The following is a 19,304-nucleotide window of genomic DNA, read 5'->3' as shown; positions in this document are numbered from 1 at the left end:
CCCGACGTCACGGGGGAGTTGCGCACCACGTCACGTCCGGGGAACGGCGTGCGGTGCGGCGCAGACGAGGAGAGGAATGCGCAAGTGAACACGGTACGAGCCCGGGTGTGGCAGTTCCAGGTGCAGGAGGCGGTGGTGACCGTCACGGAGGTCGGGCAGGGCGAGCTGCCGGTCGGGCTGGCCCGGCTCATCCACATCAACGCGCTCGCCTGCGACCACAACCGCGTCCTCGACTACCGGACCAAGCAGCTCGAGGTCCGTCTCCTTGCCAGCTACCTCCATACCGCCGGCGCCGGCGGCCCACTTCGGGTCGATCACCGCGCGGTCACGGCGAGTTCGCGGCACATCCGCGGCTTCGTCGCCGAAAGCTCAGGCCTGGGCATGCTGACCGCGGCCGGCGAAGCGCTCTTCGCCTGGGACAACGCGGCGCATCCGCTGCACAGTTTCGACGCACTGCCCGGCAGCATGACGGACTATCAGAACGACGGGATCCGGCCCGATTTGCTGTTCCACCTGCCCGGCGGCCGGGTTGCGGGAGAGGCCCGAGGCCGACACCGCCGCGCCAAGACACTCCTGCCGAAACGGCCCCTTGCCGAGCAGAAGAACCGGCTGCAGGACCTGGCCCGCTGGTCCGCCGCCCACCAGGACCACGACTACTTCATGAGTTGGGTCTGGATCGGCCGCTCCGGTGTCGCCGTGGACATCTTCCTCCCCCAGGACAAACGCTGGGAGGCTGCACTCGACGTCCGCTGGAAGCGGCAGAGCGAGGGCCACCAGTGGCGCTTTCCCGTGCACGAGCGACGGCGCAGACCACCAGAGGACCCCTTCGGGCAGATGCCGACCGATGAACCTGAACCGCCGCTCATCCCGCCGTCCGCCACGGACACGCTGCGGACCATGTTGCCGGTGCCCGCCGCTGCCGGCACACAGCCCCCGGCCGACCCGCTCTCACGGACCGGTCGCCTGGTGCAGCGGCTGTACGACACCGCCCCCGAACTCGATGCGGAATTCGTCGGCAATCCCGTCCGCGGCACCTGGGTATCCGCCGACGCGCTGGGACCTGCCCAGCACGAGGTGCTGCTGGCTGTCCTGGCCAAACAGCCCCCACCCCAGACCGGCGTCCGAGAGCGCCTCGCACGGGCCGAGGGCCGCTTCGACGCCTGCCTCGACGGACGTCTGCTGACCGTCGTGTGTTCCGCAGCCGAGCCGCCGCCCAGCTGGCAAGATCTGGAAGAGGTGCTGCTGAACCCGGCGTGACACACCGGCACCCAAGCCTGCCCGGTAACCGGTAGGGGTGCCCGACGCCGAGGCGTCCAATGGGTGCTGGCCCAAAACCCGTTGGACGCCGGGCCGCCTTCCCGCCGGGTGTCGGAGCCCTGTCCTCGGTCATGCCGATCCGGACAGCTCACCCAGCAGCGCGTTCACGGTCCGCTGCTACCTGCGGGCTTCCTTCCGCAACGGGAACCACGCCTGGGCAGTCTCCCGGTCTAGATCAGTGAACTCCTGCAACGTCATGACGGCCCGCGCCACAGGAGTGCCTGCTGCCGCGGGGCCGGGCCCAGCTCCACGTGAGCGCGAACCGGGCATCCAGGAGGAACGCCACGTACATCACCAGGCGCTGCAGGTAGTCGTCCCCGAAGCCGATCCGCAACAGCGCCGTGCCTGGTGATGTCCGTCGGCAAGACCACCCTCGCTTCCGGCAGGCCGGGGCTGGTCTGTGAGGAAAGGACCGGGGCCCGGTAGCTGCCCGAGACAGCGGTCACGGGTGCCGTGGGGTGTCGCATGCGGTCAGAACTCGTCATCGTCGGGATCGGTGAGGAGCCCGAGTTCTGGATCGTAGTGCAGCGGGGACTGCACATAGCCGTTGTGGAACTGCCAGCCCTGGCGCAGCACCGTCCTGACCGGCGCGAACGCGAGGTTGCCGACCCTCCTTCCGGCGCCGAGCGTTGGAACCGCGGTCTGCCCGGGCTCAAGGGAAGGGATCTCCACGATCAGGCGGTGTCCGAGATCCGGCACATAGACGTGCCACGGCGCCAACTGCGCCGGCAGGTGCCCCGGGTAGGGCCGCTCCTCGGTGACCGTTCCGTCCAGCTGAAGCTGGCGGCGCAGGATCTGCGCCAGCCTCGGCCGGCCGCCGCTCCGGGCCGGGATCACACGGTGCACCACCCTGGACTCCACACCCATGCGGCGCAGATGCCCCGAGATGTCCTGGCTGGGGTCCACGGAGTCGCGATACACCAGCAGTCGGGGTTGTCCTTGCGAGGGATGCGGGTGAAAACGGTGCTGATGCGGGGGCGGTTGCGGCCTGTGGCGCCCGGTGCTCGCGGGCATGGTCAGCGACTGGGCAGGATCTCTTCCCGGCCGATGCGGATGGCCTGAAGGTGCTCGAGGGTGACGTCCTCGGTGCCATCGAGGATCGCGGCGACGGCGGCGCCGCAGATGAGCTGGGACAGGTAGAGGAAGTAGCCGCCGGTCCGGTCGTGCAGATACTGGGCGTGCCGGGTGAGAACGTCCTTGCTCAGCTTGCGCATGCGCAGGTTCTTCTCGAAGCCCTTGAGCACGGCCAGGAAAGGCCCCTGGTCGCCGCTGCAGGGCAGCGGGTCCACCCAGGTGACCGGCAGCAGGCTGCGCACCTTCTGTTCCTTGGCCACTGCCGCCTTCAGGTCGGCGGCGGTGGCCCCAGGCTGCAGCCGCTGGTGGGCGGTCCACAGCGCGTCGTCGCGGCGGTCGCAGCCTTTGCGGGCGGCGTGGACGATGTCGGTGGCGCCGGTGCCGCAGAAGATTGTGGTGATGCCCAGTCGGGTGCGCAGGTAGTCGAAGTAGTGCAGGATCGGCATGAGTTGGCCGGGGGAGACCCGCTGGATGTCGTCGACCAGCAGCAGGCGGGTCTGCTTCCGCTGCATGACAGTGTGCACGGCCAGAGACAGGTCGGGGATGCGGCGCAGCTGACGGGCTTCCGCCTCGTTCTTGGGCTCGGGTGTCAGAGCAAGGAAGGAAGCGATCTCCCATATCCAGTTGAGTTCGTTCTCCGGGGCGTACGGGACGGTGATGTGCACGACGGGGGCCCGGTCGTTGAAGTGCTTCTCCACCCTCTGCTGGAACTCCCGGCCGATGAGGCGCAGCAGGTACGTCTTGCCGGTGCCGGCCGGGCCGTCGATCACCATGTCCAACAGGCCCTCATACCGGTTGCCGTTGACGCCGAAGGTGCCACGTGCCCGCAGCAGACAGTCCTTCAGGAACGAAGTGTCGATCATCAGCAGATGGCGGTGATAGTCCACCCGCGGGTCGTCTACGTCGACCTCCACGTCCGCGGGTGCGCAGTCCAGCAGGTCGGGTGGCTTGAACTCGGTGCGCACATACCGGTCCCAGCCTTCCCAGGAGAAGATCCAGGCGGGCAGGGGCGACGTGGTGCGCACCAGACGCCCGATCTCGGTCTGGGCATCAGATGAGGCAGGTGCGGTGGTCTTCATACAGCTCTCCTCAGCGGGTGCAGTGTGGTGCGGGTTCATGCGGGTGCAGCGGTGCCGGCGGGCGGCGGGTCGTCCTCGGAGTCAGCCGGGGCCCACGTGGGCAGGGTGTAGCGGCCGTTGTCGACGTCCCGGGCCGGCACGGGCAGCGAGGGGGCGGCGGGAACGGTGTCGGGGTCCAGCGGCATGGCGGGCGCCCTGGAGCCGGACGCAACGCCGGTCTCCAGGTGGATCACGCCGCGGAACGGCAGGCGGGGCTCGGCCGCCTGCCGGGCGGTCGGCCCGCGGCGGGTGCGGCGGTGGCGCTCCTTCACAGCCAGGGTGATGGCCACCTCGTCCGCGCGGCTGCCGCCGCCCAGCGCCCGTTCCTCGGCGGCGTCCTGCCAGTCGTAGTGCGTCCACGGCAGGTCGGCCAGCATGTGCCGGTAGAGGAACTCCACCGGGATCCACCTGCCGCTCAGCCGGTGGTCGTACAGCCAGGCGACGTCGGGATAGTAGGGGTAGTAACGGGCCTCCCACTGGCCGTTCTTGCTCGCGATTCCGGAATCGAGGCCCTCCAGGTCCCACAGCGGCCCTTCGAGGGAGCGGTAGGTGCGGTTCTCGATCTGGATGCCCTTGTCGGTGACCTTGACCCAGGCCGGCACCAGCAGCTTGCGGTTGTCCTCGGCGCTCAGCTGCCGGGGCCGGTAGCCGCAGCGCGCCACCAGCAGGTCGTACATCTGGTTCGGGGACAGCACCATCCCCGGATAGAGAGGACTGCGCAGCCCATCGTGCGGCTGCTGCTGGTAGTCGAGCGCCACCCATTCCTCGGCAATGGCCTGCATCTGGTTGATGCTGTACAGGCGCTGGCGTTCGATCCCGTAGCCGCGCTGCTCGAAGCTGCGGCCCGTCCAGCCCTTCACGTACTGGGCGCAGGTGTCGGCGAAGCCGTGGAAGAAGGCCTCGGCCAGCGGCTTGTCGGTGGGGGTGTCCTTGCGGGCGTATTCGATGCTGATGCCCAGGAAGCTGCACACCATTTTGAAGTGGTCGCTCAGATACGGGCTGCCCTGGTCGATGACGATGGTCCGCGGGTGGATGACGGGGCGGGCCGCGACGGCCTCGGCGAAGCGGGCGTCGGCCGCACACAGCTGGCCGTAGGGCAGGGCCGAGTTGCGGGCTGCGGTCAGCGGGTCCCAGCCGGGCCGCATGGACAGCGGGGCGAAGCACTGCGCCAGCAGCAGCACCAGATCGAACGTCTTGGTGGCCCGGCCGCCGATGCGCTTGCCGGGTTTGCCTTCCCCGGTCACCGCGGGAACGATCATGAGGGCTATGCAGGAGCGGGAGGCGACATCGATCGCGGCGGTCAGCTCGGCCGAGATGGCCCGGCCGTCGTCCCCGATCACCTTGATTTTCAGGGGAGAGGTGTCGATCTGCACCAGCTGCCCCGGCCGCAGCGCCACCGACGGCGTGTAGGGGCGCTGCGGCTTGCTGTCCTGGCGTGAGCGCCGGCGCGTGGTCTTCTTGAGCTGCTCGGTCAGCCCGAGCTCATGCATCCGGGTGTAGAACGTCGAGCGGGGCAGCAGCAGCCGCTCCGCCTCCCTCGGATCCTCCAGCTCCCGGCTGTAACGCTCACGGACGAGGGTTTCCACGTCCTCGTACACGCGGTTGACCCGGCCGCCGGACTCGCGGGCGTGGCGGGCGGTGACCTCGTGCATCAGCGCGATGACCCGCTTGTCGGTGCGGCCGCCCGGGTCGGGGGTGCGGGTCTTGCGGCCGTCGTGCAGCAGCACCAGCGGATTCTCGTCGGCGTCCTTCCAGGCGCGTCGCCGGTCGTCCAGCGCCCGCCAGCTGAACTCGATGCCCGCGGCGGCGAGTTCAGCCGACTTGGTCTGACAGCGCTGCTTGAACGTGGTGGTGTCCGGGTCGTAGCCGGGACGTGCCGTCGTGCAGCCGGGCCGCAGCCCGGTGTGGAGTTCCTTCATATGCTCGTGCCACCACAGGGCCTTCTCCCGCTCGGCGGGGGTGGCGGCTTCCAGCAGCTCGCCCAGCTCAGGCAGCCGCCTGCGGACCGCGTTCTGCCCGTTCTCATCGAGGACGGTGAAGTCCGGGGCGCTTTCCACCTCCCGCCACAGGGTGTCCACCGGCGCCTGGTCGCCCGACAACGGCAGCAGGCTGATCTGCCGCCCCTGAAAAGCAGTGACCTCCCACACGCCACCGCGCCAGCGCACCAGATCCCCCAGGCGGACCCGGTCGGTCTCGAACCAGCCCGACACCGTGCCCGTCATCGCCGCCTCCCCGTCGCCCAGACCGGAGAGAAGGGCAGCAGCGGCTGGCCCCAGTCGATGTCCAGGCGGCGACGCCAGATCAGCTGGTACACATGGTCGAAGCCGAGGAAGTCAGGCACGCCGCTGGCGGTGACGCCCTCCGCCAGTGGCCGCGGCCGCCGAAACGCAGCCAGCAGGGCCCGCTCATGCGCGTCCTCGCACACGGCCGGCTGCCGGTAGTCCGCCACCAGCAGCAGGTTCTCCCGCCGCACCCCATGCGGCACCACTCGCACGCACACGCTCCAGTCGGCCTGAACGGCGACCTCGCGCAGCGCGGCCAGGCGCTCGTGCCACTGCGGCCCCATCCGGTGCGGTGCGAGCACCACGGCCTGCCGCGTCCCCTCGCGCGTCAGGGCGATGAAGTCCGGCCGCCACCGGTGCCGGACGCGACCCTGCTCCCAGTGCAGCTCGACCGGCTCCCCGGCGAACCCGCGGATCGCGGGATCGAAGTCCAACTCGGTGGCCACATACGTGCGCCGCTTGGACCCGCACACCACCAGCGTGCCCGTCGTCGCCGACCACCAGTGGCTGAGCTTGCCCTGCCGGCCGTGATAGGCGACCGGATCCGAGGGCGGCTGGCGTTCCTCCAGCGCCACTCCCCACAGCGCCTGCGGCGCGACGCACACCAAGCGGCCGTCCTCGTCGAGATGCCACGCCTTCACCTCACGCACCCGCCGCCTCCTGCCCGCGCACCTCCCGGCCGAAGTTTGTCGCCCCGCACCGAGCCGTGGCGCCAGCCTGGCCGTCTGGCGTCGGCGACTGACAGCACAGCGAAGCAGGTGTCACTCGAACGAGTGACACCTGCTTGACGAACCCTCCGGCTTCCGCTTCGGATCAACTCGCCCTTCACAAGAATCAGTTGTCACACCAAGCAGGAGCGATCCCCCAACGAACCGGACGGCTCGGCGAGTTGACCGTGCCCCACGGCCAGCACCCGCCGACGCCGCCGACGGACACCACCAGCACCGTCGGAGAACGGCACAACGGCGGGCTGAGCGTGATGATCCAGCCACTGCACCAGCTCGCCCCAACCGTCCACATCCTCCAGCCCCCACCCGGCCATCAGCTGCTGAACCTCCTCCACCCATACCGCCCGTACTGCACGCGTGCGCTCAGCGCACTGCTCAAAGCGCAGCATCTCCCGCGCCAACTGGATGGCCTCCGGATAGATCACCACCGGGGCGGTGCGCAGCTCCTGCGCCTCCAGCCCCACCCGCCAGGCCCGCTGAGTCCAGCACCACGCGGTGGGCATACGGGCCCACCAGCGCGCCACGACCTGGAAGCCGTCGGCGAACAGCTCCGCTCCCGCCGCGCCGAAACGGCGCTCCAGCCGCAGCCGCTCGCTGTGCGCACGCACCACCTCCTCCAGCCCGTCCAGCCGTACCACGCAGGGACCCTGGCCACGGTGATCGTCGGTGAACCGCCGATGGCGCAGGCACACCCGCCACTGATCCGGCCACAACAGCCACGCCGCCTCATCCACGCCCCGGGCTCGCGCACACAGATCGCAGCAGCGCACCACGTGCCCCTCCCGGACCTTGAACGGCCACTGCCAGCGGGCCGCATCATCACCCGACATCAGAAAACGGCCCTGGAGATTGGTCAGGGCCAGCTGCAACTGATGCGGCGTCCTCCCGGACAGCACCGCCAGGTTGTCCAGCGCCGCCCGGTTGACATCCAGCTCCGCCAGCGCCGGCAGCCGGGGATTGACCGGCTGCCGGCCCGCACCCACCCGGTCCAGGAACGCCCCCAGCTCCAGGCCGTGCGCATGCGCCAGACGATTGGCGAACGACCCGGTCGACTCGCCGGCCAGAAACGGCACGACCCCCTTCAGCCGCCGCTGCGGCCCCCACATGCCCGTTCTGTCTGCCATCCCCTTCTCCCACCCGCCAGGCCACCGGCGCATTTTCGGCCCGGCCGCATACCCGCAGCACGGCCGGACGCAGCCCGCGACGAAACTTCCGTATCCCAGCCCCCGGGTGTGCATGAGCGCAAGCCCCCCTCACCCGTTCGAGTGAAGCAGCAGCGTCTAGCCGTCACCGACCGTCACGCCGTCCTTCCACCCTCGAAACAGGTCCTGGCTCCCCCCAAAAAGGAACCCGAAAGGAGCACCGTTATGGCCCAACTGCCTCAGCTCCGCACCGCACTTCGCCCCTACCAGCAGCAGGCCGTCGACAACGGCGTCACCGAATTCCTCCTCGGCGCACCCCGCTGCCGCATCGACGCGCCCCCTGGCAGCGGCAAGACCTTCATCGCCCTGCACATCGTCAACCGCATGGCGCCCGCGGGCACGTCTATCGTCGTCGTGCCCACCCTGGACCTCCTCGAGCAGACCGCAGGGGAGTGGCACAAGGAAGGCCGCCCCGGCCGCTACCTGGCACTGAGCGGTGACCGGCACCTGCCCAGGAACCCGGCCCTGCGCGGCATCCTGACCGCGGTCACCGACGCAGCGACACTGGCCGCCGAGGTCTCCCAGGCCGACGGCCCGGTCAACGTCTTCGCGACCTATCACTCGCTGGGTAAGGTTGCCGATGCCCATCGGCTGTTCCACATGCCGCCCTGGGACGTACTCGTCTGCGACGAGGCCCACCGCACGGCAGGCAACCTCCACAAGCCCTGGGCCCAACTGCTGGATGCCCACCGGATCTTCGCCCACCACCGCCTCTTCACCACCGCAACCCCCCGCAACTTCCGGCCCACCCCGGGCCAAGACCTCCCCGTAGACATCGAGGTCGCCTCGATGGACGACTTCAACCTCTATGGGCCCCCCGTCTTCCGCCTCTCCCTGGCCGACGCCATCGACCGGGGGCTGCTCGCCGACTACCGCATCGTCGCCGTCGACGTGGACGACGCCGACCTGCGCACCATCCTCAACCGCAACCCCATGCTCGCCGCCGACTCCGAAGGCCTGCGTGTGGCGGCCGCTCAGGTCGCCCTGCACCGCGCCATGCACAAACACGACCTACGACGCGTCCTGGTCTTCTGCCCCCGCATCGCCGTCGCCGAGATCTTCGCCGAAACTCTCCCGGAAACTGCCGCCCTGATGCCCAAACGGATGCAGAGCCGGCTCCAGGTCGGCACCGTCAACTGCAACCAGAGCCGCTACGAACGGCTCACCCAGGTCAGCGCCTTCAAAGAGGCATCCCTGACGTCCAGCGACAAGAAGCCGCTGCGGGCCGTCCTGACCAACTGCATGATCTTCGCCGAAGGCGTCGACGTCCCCGCCATCGACGCCGTGCTGTTCACCAATCCCAAGACCAGCACCTACCAGATCGTCCAGGCCGTCGGCCGCGCCCTGCGCCCGCTGCCCGGCCAGGCCAAGGTCGCCCACATCATCGTCCCCATCTACAAGGCCCCCGGCCAAGACCTCGCCGATGCCGCCAAAGGCACCCCCTTCCACATCCTCTACCAGGTTCTGTTCGCCCTTTCGCTCTACGACGAGCACGTCTTCCACCGTGTCTTCCAACTACGCCACTCCATCAGCAACCCCCTGCACCCCGCCGCCCGCCCCGAACGCGCCGACGAACTCATCCCCCTGATCCGGCCCTACGCTGAAGACCCTCACAACAGCATCTGGGAACTCGGCCTCGAGCGCGCACGGCACTATCGCGAACAACACGGCCACCTCAAGGTCCCCAGCACCTACTGCGGCCCCGACCGTTTCTACCTCGGCTGGTGGCTGGGCAACCAGCGATCCCTGCGCATGAACCACAGCCTCAAACCCGAACGCATCGAGGCCCTCGACGCACTAGACATGATCTGGGACCACCCTCGCACCAGCATCGAGCACCGACTGAACATCGTCCGCGCTTACCACGCTCAGCACGGCCACCTCGCACCCCTCAGCAGGGAACGCTACGGCGGAATCGACATCGGCCACTGGCTCAGTACCTGCCGTAAGAAAGCCCTGCGTGGACAACTGCCCTACTGCTACCAGCGCGCCCTCACCGACATCAACCCATGGTGGAACGCCGGGTGGGACAAACGCGGAGAATGGAGGCGCAGTTATGCGCGCGCCCTGGCAGCCGCCCGCCGCGGCGAACTCACCTTCCCCGACCTCGCCCCCGACCAGGACGACTCACCACTGGAGTCCTGGCTCGATGAGCAACTGTGGACCCTGCCAACCCTCAGCCATGACCAGCACAACCTCCTCGGCGCGCTGCCACTAGAGCATCCCCTCGCCCTGCTGCTACGCCCGCCCCGCAGCCAGAGCGAACGCGCTTTCGTCCACGGCCTGCGCTACGCCCACGATTTCTGGCGAACCCATCAACACCTCAACATTCCCTACAACCATGTCGTCTGGGACCGCGGCAGGTCCTTCCGCCTGGGGGAGTGGATCTCCGACAAACGGCTGCGGCCCTACCGCCTGAGCCGCGAACAACTCGACGCACTCGAGGCTCTGGACATGCGCTGGTCCCGCACAACGGCATAGACCAGCCGAGGCCGAAGGACGGCCCCGGCGCCGGCCCTGCAGACCAGAGCGACCCGCGTGTTTCGCCGCGCCGGGCTCCGGCGGAACCACGCCCGCACCACGGGAGCGCACAGCGCCTTCCAGCTTGGTAGATGATTTCACCGGACCCCATCGGACTGATCCGCCTCACTGTGCTTGCCGTCTCAAGGCTCAACTTCACCTCAGGGATGCCCTGTTCATACGCGCGCTGCAGCGAGTTCGGTCCATCATGCACAGCATGAAGCCGCAGACCAGACGCCTCGTTCTCGCCGCAGCGAGCACGGCCGCAGCCATCGGGTACGTCCTGCTCCTGTGGCGCGGACCGTGGTGGATCGATGGCGCCCACCTTCGCGAGAAGAACCTCCAGCCAGCCGACGGTGTGGTCATCACCGGCTTCCGGACCATGCTTGTCGCAGTCGGCGCAGGGGCGATCGCCGGCCTCGGCCTCTACTACACCCACCGTAACCATCGGCATGCCGAGAAGCTGTACGAACACAGCCAGGAGCAGTTCACCCACCTGCGTGAGAAGGACCGTGAGCAGGCAGAGCTGACACGGGAGGGACAAGTCACCGAGCGATACGTCGAAGCGATCAAATTGCTCGGATCCGGCAATCTTCACGAACGGCTCGGCGGTATCTACAGCCTCGAACGCATCATGAACGACAGCGAGAAGGACCATCGGACGGTCATCGAGGTCCTGTCGGCATTCGTGCGCACCCCAGCACTGGACACCAACAGGCCGCACCACGGGACAAGAGACGACGCGGATGAGGACTCGGCGCAAAGACCCCGCACGTTTCTCACCTCTGACGTCACTGCCGCCTTGACAGTTCTTGGACGCCAGCCGCCGCGACAGGGCCAACTCGCGATAGACCTGCGCGATGCCCGCCTCACCGGAGCCACCGTCCACGACATAGACCTCCAGGACGCGGATCTGCGCGGCGCCGAACTCACGGGTGCCCGACTGCAAGGCGTCGTCCTGACCGGTGCATCTCTCGCATCGGCGACGCTGACCGGTGCCACGCTCGAGGAAGGCGATCTCTCCTACGCGATCGCCCCGGATGCCAACTTCACCGCAGTCAACGTCGTGGGCACAAAGTTCACGAACGCAATCCTGACGAGAGCCATTCTGGTGGGGGCCGACCTCTCCCACGTTGACTTCAGCCATGCAGAGTTGTCCTCTGCGACTCTGACGCGCGCACACCTGAGGAAGGCAGTCTTGCGTCATGCAAGACTCGAGCATGCCGATTTGAGCGGGGCGGTCCTGGAGGGAGCGGACTTGAACAGCGCTGACCTTGTCGGCGTGAAACTCCAGGCAGCAGACCTTACCGGGGCCGAACTCGGCGCAGCCGACCTGACACACGCCGACCTCGCACACGCTGACCTCACTGCTGCCAACCTGAGGACCGCCAGAGGGCTGAGCGTCCGCCAGCTCATCAAGGCACACATCACCCGTGATACGGAACTTCCCGAGCAGCTGGCCGACCACCCGCAGGTCAAAAAGCGGATTGATGAATGTGAGGCCCCAGGAGCCAAGCGGAACCCCGCGTAAGAGGCCTCGGTGCTCGCGTAGGCAGCCCGGCTATCAAGCAGTTCGGCAGCTGGTATTCCAGTGCGACCGTCGACCTGGACACCGCCGAAGCCGAACTGGTGCGTCCCAACGGCACAGTGCTCCTCACCATGGACGTCGGCGGCGACACCGTGTTCAAGGCGTGAGCAGCCCCATTCACCAACAGCTCCACGCCTGGCGTGCACGTCCCCCCTTCGGGAAGATGAAGCAACCGCACGGACCGGCGCCAGACGTAGACCGCTGAGCCCGGCACCAGACAGAGCAGCACCATAAGGCGAGTTAGACGACGTCCTGTGCCTCCTGGGCGCCGCAGGCACGGGCACGGCGGCAGAGCACCGCGGAGTCTCCCGGCGTCGACCGGCGAAAGCGGACGCAGATTACCAGCAACTCCTCCATGTCTGAGGCGAGTTCGCCACCTCGCTGAGGCTGCTGCGCATTTCATGTTCCTCTGGGAGCCCGAGCGCGGCCGTGGGCCTGGACGCCATATCGGCGGACGATGCGGTACAGCCGTCTTTGGCTGGCGGCCTGCTTCTTGGTCCCCAACCCATGAGGAGAAGACACATGAAGTGCCCGCTGATCCGGCCCTGCACTATGCCGACGAGCGGTGCTCTCCCTGCTGCTCGCGGGCGTCCCTGCAGCGCACTGCCACCGCCTGGGTGGGGGAGCGGAGGCGATCGCGTGAGGCTCCCCGTCGCTCCTGCCGAACCATTCTCCGGCGGGCCTGTTTCTGAGGAGCGGGCTGCCGCGGCTCTCGAGGCATTGGTCGCCAAGCATTGTCTGACGATCGAGGAATGGGACTTCACGCAGCTCGTCGGCAACATCGGCGACTGCGTTATGGCTCTCCACGACTCCCGGGACGACCGGACCATCGCGGTTGCCGTGAACCAAGATCCCATCCTGAGACTTGGGACCGTCTGCCGGATCCTCGAAGAGATGGGAGGGAAGCAATGACCACCGTCACGCGCTGCCGGCTCAGCCTCGTGCCCGTCCGGGTACGCCGCGGCACGGCGTGGCCTGACAAGCCCGTCGTGCTCCACCACTCCGCAACCGAGGCCATTGTCGAGTACGACCCTGAACGGGCCTGTCTGGAAACGGCCACGATGCTCACCCGTGTGGGCCTGCGGATGAGGGGCTACACGCTCGGCGAGATCCTCCTCGAAGACCACGACCCGCAGCTGACCGCCCTGTACGGTGCCTGCTCCAGACTCCACCTGGACGTGGAACACACCACAGGCCCGCGCATCACCGAACCGACCGTCGTCAACCGTGAAGGCGACTGGGCTTACTTGGTGCCTCAACGATGGGACCTGGCCGACGCACTACAGCGACTGCCTGCCGCATTTGCCGCTGCCCGGCCGGACATCGCCCGAGAACTAGAGCGACTTGAGGAGGCGAAGCGCACCACCCAGGGCACCATCGACCAGGCCATCGACCTGACGGCATCTCTCATTGTGCAGACGGGAGACGTGCAAGGCGTCTACGACGACCTGGTTCGCCTGCTCGATCGACCAGACCTTCCGGCGGGCACGGCTGCATGCCGAGACACCTGACTCCAGGATCTCCAGGGCCGGGCCGACCCACCTCTACGCAGGGCAGGCCAACTGCCCCTGGCATATCACGGCGCAGCAGTCCGCGACTGGGTGGCTGCTGGCTGGCTCTCGAGGAGCTCACCGCCAGCAGCCCGGGCCGCGGCGTCAGGACTGTGGTGTGTCGTCGGATCGGGGTTGGGAAGCCGGGGTCCACTGCGCGCTGCGTTCGGGTGGCAGGCTCCAGTCGAGGACGTGGAGGCCTGTGCTGAGGACGAGGCTGGATTCGAGGTCCAGGAGTTGGATGGGGGAGCGGCCGTGGCGCTGCAGCCAGGTGCGCCGGCGTTGTTGTTCGTCGTGGCTCAGCTCCTGCCAGTTGTCGTAGTGGATGCCGGGCGGCCCGCCTGAGTTCTCATGGACCCAGATACGCACGACTGCGGCTTCGTCTGGTGTGGCGTGCAAGGTGATCAGTGCCCAGGCGGTGTCGTAGGGCAGGGCATGTCCGTGCCGGTGCATGAGCCGGCGGGTGCGCAGTTGCCGCCAGGGTGCCAGGAGCCATCGTCGGGTGCGGACGTTCATGTGGGTTCGCTCCTGGGTGCGGGTCGGCTTTGGAAGGCGGCTGCGGCTGCGGTGAGCTCGTCGTGGCCCAGGGCGCGCAGGGTCTGGATGAGGGCGGTGAGGAAGAGGTCGCGTTGCTGGGGTGCGTGCAGGTCGGTCAGGAGCTGGTCGGTAAACCGCCGGATGTCCCTGCGGATGCCGTCTTCCTCTGCTTCGGCGTCGTGCGGTGACGGCAGGTCCTGGAGCGCCTTTTCCAGTGCGTCGCATTCGCTGAAGCGGTCGGGGAACTGGGCGATCCACCACATCCGGCGCAGATCGCGGTCGGCGAGGAGGGCCTGGAGATGGGTGAGCCGGTGCAGTTCTGTCTCGTGGGCGAGGTCTTCCGCCTGGCGGCGGCGGATGTGTTCTTGGGCTAGGGCACAGTCGTGGGCTGTGGTGTCGAGATGTACGGTGCCGGTGACTGCAAGCCCCTCCATGGGGCAGCTCCAGGTGCCGATGGCCGTGGTGGTGGCGTCTTCGGCGGCCGGCAGGTTCAGTACGCAGTGCTTTCGCAGAACGGCTGCGGTCTGCTGGCGCAGATGGTTGCGCGCCACGGCGGCAGGTTCGTGGTGGGCTGGGGCGCTGGCGGGGGTCCAACGCCAGGCACCGGTGATACGGACCGAGAACAGGGCGCCGGTGTGGGTACTGGCCATCCGCTCGCCGTGCACGGCGAGCGGATAGGCTGCGGCGGCGTCAGCCCCGCCCGGGAAGGGCGGGGTGTCCGCGCGGCGCCACGGCAGCAGACTCACGCCCGCGTGACGTCGTCGGTACTGCCGGGCACGGGCTCGAGGGCAGGCGGGGCGGGCAGAGCAGACCTCTGTTCCGTGAGCAACTGGTCGAGCAGCTTCTTACGCCGTGCACGCCCCAGCAGTGAGGTGTCGGGCGTGCCCACCAGGAGCTCGGCGGCACCGGCCTGGTGGAGATTGCCGCGTAGAACCGCGGCTACTACAGGCAGGACCTGCTCGTCCGACAGCTTGGCCGTGTCCAGCCAGGCGGCGAGCTGCGTATGAGCGGCCACGGTTGTCGTCGCCTCCCGCAGGGCGGCACGCCAGCCGCGCACGAACAGGTCACCGGTGCGGACGTCGCCTTCGTGATCAGCGGGTTCCTGCTGCGTGGGCAGGGGAAAGAGACTCTCACTGCTGATGTCGGTCAGGGCCAAGAATGTGGTCGCTCCGGCCCCGGCCGTGGTGTCGTTGGCGGATTCGGCCCAGCTGACGATCTCCGACAGGATCAGCAAGCGCTGTTCGGGCGCGTCCACTAGGGCCCGCACCGCATCTGCGACCGCCTTTCGGGCGAGGCCGTCGGCCCGCGAGGCCAGCACCCGCAGCCGGGTCAGAGCGATCCGGGGATACTCGTGGCCGAGCCGGCCGGCACAGATCTCCGCGACGGCTGTGAGCGTCTCCTCGCTGGAGGTCTTTGCCTGCGCCCATGAGTAGAGCAGCTTGCGGGTGCCTACCCCGGTGTCCGGGTGCAGCGCCATCTTCTCCAGCACCTCTACGGCCAGTTGCCGGTGCGCTGTGCCTCCGGTGTCGATCCAGTTGCTCACCACCCCCTGGACGGTCGACCCTCCGGGCAGCAGGGACAGCCGCACCAGGCAGTCGGCGATGCGCCGCAGGTGCCGCACGGCGGCACCGTGCGGTGCGCTGATCTGCGAGGCCCACGTCAACAGCACGCTGCGCAGCTGCGGGCGCTCCTGCCAGACATGCCTCAAGACCGCCTCGGACAGGCCGTGTCGGTCGGCATCCAGCGAGATGCGCTCGTCGTCGACCGCGGAGGCTTTGACGGAGTCCAGCCGTTGCCGCAGGTCGCGGCCGGCCAGCGCGCCGCCCGCCGGCAGCACGCCGCCGACCTCTGCGAAAAGCCGGTCAGCGGCCTCCAGTACGACAGCGGCGGGAACGTTCTCCAGCAGGGCAGCTGCGATCAGCAGCGCGCGTTCGGATACGTCCTCAGGAGCGCTGTGCTGAGTGAACCACTGCGTCAGGTGGTCGCTCCAGCCGGTGAACTCCTCCCGGACCGCCTCCTGGCCGTCATCGTCGGCGTCTGTGACGAGCCGGGCCAGACGAGCGGCATCGGCTGCCGAAGCCCCGTTGGCCAGCAGCGTCTTCAGCTCCGGACGCGTCAGCCAGTCGACCCGGTCCTCGGTGTGACGGCGCAGGTGGGCCTGGGCGATCTGCATTGCCGGCGGGCGGACCAGGGTGACGACCGGCACCGTGGCCATGGGCCCGGGGTTCCAGTTGCCGATGCCAGCCAGAATGATCAAGAATGCTTCGGTCTCTTCAGCCGCCTTCTGGTAATCGGCGAGCCCGGTGTAGAAGTCCTCGTCCAGTTCCTGGCTGCGGGTCAGATCCAGGATGAAGCCGTGCCCTTTGGTGGTGGGGATCTGCTCGGTGCGGGGCTGGTCCCAGTCCAGCGACAGCCAGCGGATCCGCTCGGCCGGCACCCCTGCACCGCGCAGCACATGCAGGGCAGTCGTGCGTCGTCCGACGCCGGCCTCGCCCCGCAGCACGACCACTGGACTGCGCCGGAAAGGGCGGGCCAGGGCGCTGATGGTCTGCGCCGCCTGTTTGTTGCCGCTGGGGCCTGCGGCATCGACGAAGGCATGTTCGGCCAACTCCATCTCGGCCGCATCCACGCGGGAACCGCGCAGGTACTGCCAGCCCCGCACATAGCGGTGATGGTGCTCGGAGTAGTCGCGGCCGACCTGTGTCACGCGCGCGTGACCGCTGGCTTCGGCGCTCTGCAGGTGTCCCGTCGCGGGCTCTTCTGCGGCGCTCATGACTGCTGCTCCGGGCCGGTGTTGTAGTCGCGGCCGACCTGGATCAGCCGGGACTTGCCGGTGGCCTTGCCGCGCTGGCGCACAGGCGCCGTTGCGTCGTCCTTGACGGCCGCGGCGCTGGTATCGCCCGGTGGCGTGCCGGGCCCCTCCGCGCCGGTGGGGAGTGTCTGGCCGGGGTCGGTGTCGAGGTAGGGGTCGAGGACGGACGGGGGGAGCCCGGGAACGTGGAGCCAGCACGTCTCCTGGAATCCGTCCTTGCCCTCGACGCGGGCCGTCGCCTGGCGAAGGTGGCGTGATGTGAGCGTCTTGGTGCGCTCTGCGCGGACCGTGCGCCGGAACACCGGGTCGGAGACCACCGCGGCGAGATACAGCCCGTTGTCGACGGCAGCGGTCATGGCAGCGCGGACGGCGTCACTGTCGACGAGCCTGCAGGCGTCGTTGGCGGCGTCCCCGCGGTGCGTAGGCGGAGCGAGCGGGCCGACATGGATGCTGGTGCGCAGCCGGATGGTGGGTGAGCTGGCCAGCCGCGTCTGCTCGCGGCGCTCCAGCGCCAGCCTGAGGTGGCCGAGCAGAGGATCGACCAGCCGGGCTGCGTGCCGGGGGGGAAGGACGAAGATGGCCCCGTCGCCACGGTCCTTGACTGCACTGTCGAGCAGTGCGGCATCGCTGATCCCGCACTGGACGAAGACCGTGGACAGGATGTCGTCGAGGTCGGCCCGGGTGGGAGCCATCTTCGCCTCGGGGATCTGGCTGTAGTTCTTCATATCGACCACCAGCAACGCATGCTCCGGCGGAACATCGTCGGCGTCGGGCACAAAGACAGAATTCACGGCACAGCCCTTTCCGGCTCACGACAGCGGGTTGAGCACTCATGCTGGCTGCGCCCCGTCGGCGGTGGTGCCCAGCAGTGGGCAGCCCGGCGGTGCCGTCGGTCACCCCTGGGACAGGGCGTGGGAACGAATGGAGGCGATGTCCCGCACAACCAGCCCGCCGGCAGCCTCCGTCGCAAGCCACTCCTGCTCGCGCCAGGGCCGCAGAGCCGTCCCCACGGCGTTGCGGGAAGCGCCGATCATCTGCGACAACTCCGTCTGCGTCAGCCGCACGATGTAGCCACTGCCTGCGGCGGAGGCGGCCTGCAGCAGCCGGCTCAGCGCGGACGCCAGGCGCACCGCCACCGGCGCGGTGGCCATCTCCAGGCGTACCGTCTCCGCCTCCCGCACGCGGGTGATGGCATGCCTGAGTAAAACGGTCACCAGGTCGTGTTCGTCTACGAAAGCAAGAAATTCCGTGGCCGGGATGATGTGCACACAGCAGGTTTCTGCAGCGATCACTGACGCGGTGCGCGGCTGGGAGTCCAGCACCGCCAACTCGCCCAGCAGTTCCCCCGCTCCGCGTACGGCCAGCAGCGTCCGTTCCCCGGCCGTGCCCGTCAGGGTGATGAGAGTGGAACCAGAGTCCAGCAGGATCACATGCGTCCCCGGATCCCCCTGACGCAGCAGCACACTGCGTGCCGGCCGCACTCTCTTCGGTGCCAGATCACGCAGTGCAGACCATAAATGCTCGCCCATCACAGTGATATGCGGCTGATACACAGTCCCCCCAAGCGTCCCGTTCCCCTGCGGATGATCTCAACGTGACACGTAGGTGATCAACAGCCCAATTCCGGCCACCAGTAGCGCAATTGACACCAAATCCACGGCGAGACGAACGGCCCTGAACTTCCGCCGCGCCAACACAGCAATCACCGCGAGCCGACGCTCCTCCATGCGCCGTTGGCCCTCGCCGTCCAATCCGGCCAGCGATGCCACCAGCTGCCCTGCGTCCGCGCCGCGTCCCGCTGCCAGCAGCCCATGTTGTGCACCACGATGAGGCAGCATCGGACGGAGAGCCCGCAACGCTGACCCCAAGGCTGCGGTCAGCAGCAATGACGCCACCAACAGCGCCAGACCGAGAAAGGGCGAAGCATCAAGAACGGACAACGCCGTCACGCCTGCCGCCCAAAGCCCTCCGGCAGCCCCACACAGCGCAGCAGCCTTCGTATCCGCCCGCTGCAACTCCACCGTGATGTCCGCGCTCATGGCTCGCAGCCGCGCGAGCTGCTGAGGGTTGACGTCCGTCACATCGCTGGTCCCGCTCTCCATGTGAGCTCCTCTTCCTGGCGTCGCAGCCGAATCTGTCCCTCGTACCGGTGCCTCGACTGTCCTCCGCCTCAGCGCCAGGCGCTGCCCAACAACGGGCAACGTCCAGGCGCCGTGAATCACTTCCAACACCCGGCCAGCTCACGGCCCAGCATGCGCTGCAGACGCTCCGCCGAGGCGGGGAAGAGGACGGTATGGCGGACCCTGCTCCCACGCGGCGGCTTCAGCGGCACCTCAGTCACGCCGCTGACTGCAATGGCCTACGTGCGCGGACCCAGAGTGGACTCTCCGGATCCGTCGGCGTTGTGATGCCGAGGCCGCGGGCATTCTGCTCGGGAGGTGGCGCACCTTCCCACGCCAATGCTCACCGTGCTCTGGTCTAAGAAGCCGTATCTCAACCGATCTTGGAGCGTGTGGATCGAACAGAGTTCCTGGTCGGGTGATCTTTCGGCGGTACGCGCATGAAGGCAGGGCCTC

The 19,304-nt window shown here is 68.3% G+C and carries 16 protein-coding genes; 5 read left to right on the top strand and 11 right to left on the bottom strand.

The window, feature by feature from the left end:
* Positions 1-84: 84 nt before the first annotated feature.
* Positions 85-1,257: a hypothetical protein gene (locus ABZ027_RS03670; protein WP_356764004.1), complete on the top strand. Its 1,173-nt coding sequence runs from the start codon at positions 85-87 to the stop codon at positions 1,255-1,257.
* A 531-nt stretch (positions 1,258-1,788) separates the two neighbouring features.
* Here the strand turns inward: ABZ027_RS03670 and ABZ027_RS03665 are convergent.
* The 5 genes from ABZ027_RS03665 to ABZ027_RS03645 form a co-directional block, all read right to left on the bottom strand.
* Positions 1,789-2,223, bottom strand: a complete 435-nt coding sequence (locus tag ABZ027_RS03665; RefSeq protein WP_356764002.1) for a hypothetical protein — start codon at positions 2,221-2,223, stop codon at positions 1,789-1,791.
* A 110-nt stretch (positions 2,224-2,333) separates the two neighbouring features.
* Entirely contained in the window at positions 2,334-3,470 is a 1,137-nt protein-coding gene (locus ABZ027_RS03660) for an ATP-binding protein (protein WP_356764000.1), read from the bottom strand.
* A 35-nt stretch (positions 3,471-3,505) separates the two neighbouring features.
* The gene (locus tag ABZ027_RS03655; RefSeq protein WP_356763998.1) at positions 3,506-5,731 is read right to left on the bottom strand and encodes a transposase; all 2,226 of its coding nucleotides are present in this window, start codon (positions 5,729-5,731) and stop codon (positions 3,506-3,508) included.
* Positions 5,728-6,441 (bottom strand): TnsA-like heteromeric transposase endonuclease subunit, encoded by a 714-nt coding sequence (locus ABZ027_RS03650; protein ID WP_356763996.1) that lies wholly within the window; start codon positions 6,439-6,441, stop codon positions 5,728-5,730. The genes ABZ027_RS03655 and ABZ027_RS03650 overlap by 4 nt, the downstream gene beginning before the upstream one ends.
* A 191-nt stretch (positions 6,442-6,632) precedes the next feature.
* The gene (locus ABZ027_RS03645) at positions 6,633-7,643 is read right to left on the bottom strand and encodes a TniQ family protein (RefSeq protein WP_356763995.1); all 1,011 of its coding nucleotides are present in this window, start codon (positions 7,641-7,643) and stop codon (positions 6,633-6,635) included.
* A 243-nt stretch (positions 7,644-7,886) separates the two neighbouring features.
* Here ABZ027_RS03645 and ABZ027_RS03640 point away from each other — a divergent pair, with 243 nt between their 5' ends.
* The 4 genes from ABZ027_RS03640 (at position 7,887) to ABZ027_RS03625 (ending at position 13,340) form a co-directional block, all read left to right on the top strand.
* Positions 7,887-10,202 (top strand): Helicase associated domain protein, encoded by a 2,316-nt coding sequence (locus ABZ027_RS03640; protein ID WP_356763993.1) that lies wholly within the window; start codon positions 7,887-7,889, stop codon positions 10,200-10,202.
* A gap of 256 nt (positions 10,203-10,458) precedes the next feature.
* The gene (locus tag ABZ027_RS03635; RefSeq protein ID WP_356763991.1) at positions 10,459-11,772 is read left to right on the top strand and encodes a pentapeptide repeat-containing protein; all 1,314 of its coding nucleotides are present in this window, start codon (positions 10,459-10,461) and stop codon (positions 11,770-11,772) included.
* A gap of 696 nt (positions 11,773-12,468) precedes the next feature.
* A complete protein-coding gene (locus tag ABZ027_RS03630) occupies positions 12,469-12,741 on the top strand; it encodes a hypothetical protein (protein ID WP_356763989.1) in 273 nt (90 codons plus the stop codon).
* Entirely contained in the window at positions 12,738-13,340 is a 603-nt protein-coding gene (locus tag ABZ027_RS03625; RefSeq protein WP_356763987.1) for a hypothetical protein, read from the top strand. The genes ABZ027_RS03630 and ABZ027_RS03625 overlap by 4 nt, the downstream gene beginning before the upstream one ends.
* Before the next feature lie 144 nt (positions 13,341-13,484).
* Here ABZ027_RS03625 and ABZ027_RS03620 read toward each other — a convergent pair whose 3' ends face one another.
* From ABZ027_RS03620 to ABZ027_RS03595, 6 genes are all read right to left on the bottom strand, one after another.
* On the bottom strand, positions 13,485-13,895 hold the full coding sequence (locus ABZ027_RS03620; RefSeq protein WP_356763985.1) for a hypothetical protein: 411 nt from the start codon (positions 13,893-13,895) through the stop codon (positions 13,485-13,487).
* Complete coding sequence (locus ABZ027_RS03615) at positions 13,892-14,662, bottom strand: hypothetical protein (protein WP_356763983.1); 771 nt, start codon at positions 14,660-14,662, stop codon at positions 13,892-13,894. The genes ABZ027_RS03620 and ABZ027_RS03615 overlap by 4 nt, the downstream gene beginning before the upstream one ends.
* A complete protein-coding gene (locus ABZ027_RS03610) occupies positions 14,659-16,545 on the bottom strand; it encodes a hypothetical protein (RefSeq protein ID WP_356763981.1) in 1,887 nt (628 codons plus the stop codon). The genes ABZ027_RS03615 and ABZ027_RS03610 overlap by 4 nt, the downstream gene beginning before the upstream one ends.
* A 140-nt stretch (positions 16,546-16,685) precedes the next feature.
* The gene (locus tag ABZ027_RS03605; protein WP_356763979.1) at positions 16,686-17,519 is read right to left on the bottom strand and encodes a hypothetical protein; all 834 of its coding nucleotides are present in this window, start codon (positions 17,517-17,519) and stop codon (positions 16,686-16,688) included.
* Positions 17,520-17,621: 102 nt separating this feature from the next.
* A complete protein-coding gene (locus tag ABZ027_RS03600) occupies positions 17,622-18,281 on the bottom strand; it encodes a Crp/Fnr family transcriptional regulator (RefSeq protein ID WP_356763977.1) in 660 nt (219 codons plus the stop codon).
* Between the two features lie 36 nt (positions 18,282-18,317).
* On the bottom strand, positions 18,318-18,830 hold the full coding sequence (locus ABZ027_RS03595; protein ID WP_356763975.1) for a Pycsar system effector family protein: 513 nt from the start codon (positions 18,828-18,830) through the stop codon (positions 18,318-18,320).
* Between the last annotated feature and the right edge of the window lie 474 nt (positions 18,831-19,304).

The organism is Streptomyces sp. NPDC006332, assembly GCF_040612855.1.
Taxonomy (GTDB): Bacteria; Actinomycetota; Actinomycetes; order Streptomycetales; family Streptomycetaceae; genus Streptomyces.
This window is presented reverse-complemented; position numbering and strand designations above follow the sequence as displayed.

Coding starts and splice junctions, on each gene's coding strand:
- ABZ027_RS03595 (WP_356763975.1), bottom strand. CDS start 18,830: ATGGAGAGCGGGACCAGCGATGTGACGGACGTCAACCCTCAGCAGCTC.
- ABZ027_RS03640 (WP_356763993.1), top strand. CDS start 7,887: ATGGCCCAACTGCCTCAGCTCCGCACCGCACTTCGCCCCTACCAGCAG.
- ABZ027_RS03635 (WP_356763991.1), top strand. CDS start 10,459: ATGAAGCCGCAGACCAGACGCCTCGTTCTCGCCGCAGCGAGCACGGCC.
- ABZ027_RS03660 (WP_356764000.1), bottom strand. CDS start 3,470: ATGAAGACCACCGCACCTGCCTCATCTGATGCCCAGACCGAGATCGGG.
- ABZ027_RS03620 (WP_356763985.1), bottom strand. CDS start 13,895: ATGAACGTCCGCACCCGACGATGGCTCCTGGCACCCTGGCGGCAACTG.
- ABZ027_RS03625 (WP_356763987.1), top strand. CDS start 12,738: ATGACCACCGTCACGCGCTGCCGGCTCAGCCTCGTGCCCGTCCGGGTA.
- ABZ027_RS03645 (WP_356763995.1), bottom strand. CDS start 7,643: ATGGCAGACAGAACGGGCATGTGGGGGCCGCAGCGGCGGCTGAAGGGG.
- ABZ027_RS03655 (WP_356763998.1), bottom strand. CDS start 5,731: ATGACGGGCACGGTGTCGGGCTGGTTCGAGACCGACCGGGTCCGCCTG.